This window comes from Oleiphilus sp. HI0086 (assembly GCF_001635225.1).
The window spans coordinates 1-1190 of record NZ_LWFZ01000802.1 but is presented as its reverse complement, the minus strand read 5'-3'; the positions used below and the strand labels follow the sequence as shown (position 1 = coordinate 1190).

Sequence of the window (1190 nt, the reverse complement as noted above, 5' to 3'; positions counted from 1 at the left end):
AACACTTTCATAGTTGATAAAGCGATACGAGCTATCGGCATTGAAGTGTGATTCCAGACGAGAAGAAAGTTCATCAGCTTCAGCAAGTGCCGCCAATGAAAACATCATGGCAAATAATACCAAGCCTTGTAGTATTGACTGTAGGCTCTTATTAGACTTTCTTTCTTCCAGGTTCCAGATCATATTTCACCACGCTCTTCGTTTAGGTAGCTCTAGTTTAACGAAGAGGGTGCTTAAATATTAGTCTGTCAGCAATGGTTTTACCCTTGTTTACACTTGCTCAGACTTTAAGCTTCTCGGTGAAAGGAGGCCAACCCAAAGGTTTACCAGCGATTAAATGCAGGTGTACGTGGTAGACGCTTTGTCCACCATATTCATTGCAATTCATCACAACACGGTAACCATCTTCTGCGAAGCCCATATCGGCGGCAATATTCTTGGCAACAAAGAACAAATGTCCAAATGTTTCCTTATCACCTTCATCCATATCGTTAATCGTCGCGATTGGTTTTTTAGGGATGATAAGCAAGTGTACGGGAGCGGTTGGCTGAATATCCTTGAATGCCAGGCAGATGTCATCTTCATAGACGATATCTGCAGGAATCTGACGATCAATAATTTTGGTAAATAGCGTTTCTGTCATTGTTTTTTCCTCGTTTGCTTCCTTTAGGCTTGAGCAAGTTTAGGCAAGTTACCTATTGCGCCCACCGCATACTGCATCACTTTATTTTTCGCAGGCCCGGAATTATTTGCTAGACCCAGGCCTATATTTCTTACCACCCTTAGCGGCAGCAACTCATTACTAAAGCCATGATAGAACATATCCATAATGCTCATCATTTTCTGGTTCTCTGGTCGTCTACTTTTTTGATAACGCTGCAGGACTTCAAGGCTAGCAATATCTTCGCCCGCTAAGTGTGCTTGCCCCAGAATTTCGATTAGCATCGCAGCATCCATAAAGCCCAGATTAACGCCCTGCCCGGCTAAAGGATTGATAGTATGTGCTGCATCCCCCGCCAATGCCACACCCTGGCGGACATAGTTAATGGCATGGGACTTAAATAAAGGGAAGCTAGCGTGCTCTACAATGCGTGTAATGGTAGGAAGCTCTGAAGGATAAGCAGCTTTGATCGTCGCTAACAGCTCCTCGTTACCCATCTGCGATAATTTGCCGACACTTTCAGGCAAGT

At 44.1% G+C, this 1190-nt stretch carries 3 protein-coding genes; all 3 read right to left on the bottom strand.

Annotated features, from left to right (window positions below; genetic code table 11):
* The coding region (locus A3756_RS14195; protein WP_156490476.1) for a hypothetical protein at nucleotides 1–183 on the bottom strand (183 nt) is incomplete at its 3' end.
* Between the two features lie 97 nt (nucleotides 184–280).
* Nucleotides 281–643 (bottom strand): histidine triad nucleotide-binding protein, encoded by a 363-nt coding sequence (locus A3756_RS14190; RefSeq protein WP_068514465.1) that lies wholly within the window; start codon nucleotides 641–643, stop codon nucleotides 281–283.
* 23 nt (nucleotides 644–666) lie between these two features.
* Nucleotides 667–1190, bottom strand: a 524-nt coding sequence (locus tag A3756_RS14185) for an FAD-dependent monooxygenase (protein ID WP_197481315.1), incomplete at its 5' end; no start/stop codon positions are given.

Coding starts and splice junctions, on each gene's coding strand:
- A3756_RS14190 (WP_068514465.1), bottom strand. CDS start 643: ATGACAGAAACGCTATTTACCAAAATTATTGATCGTCAGATTCCTGCA.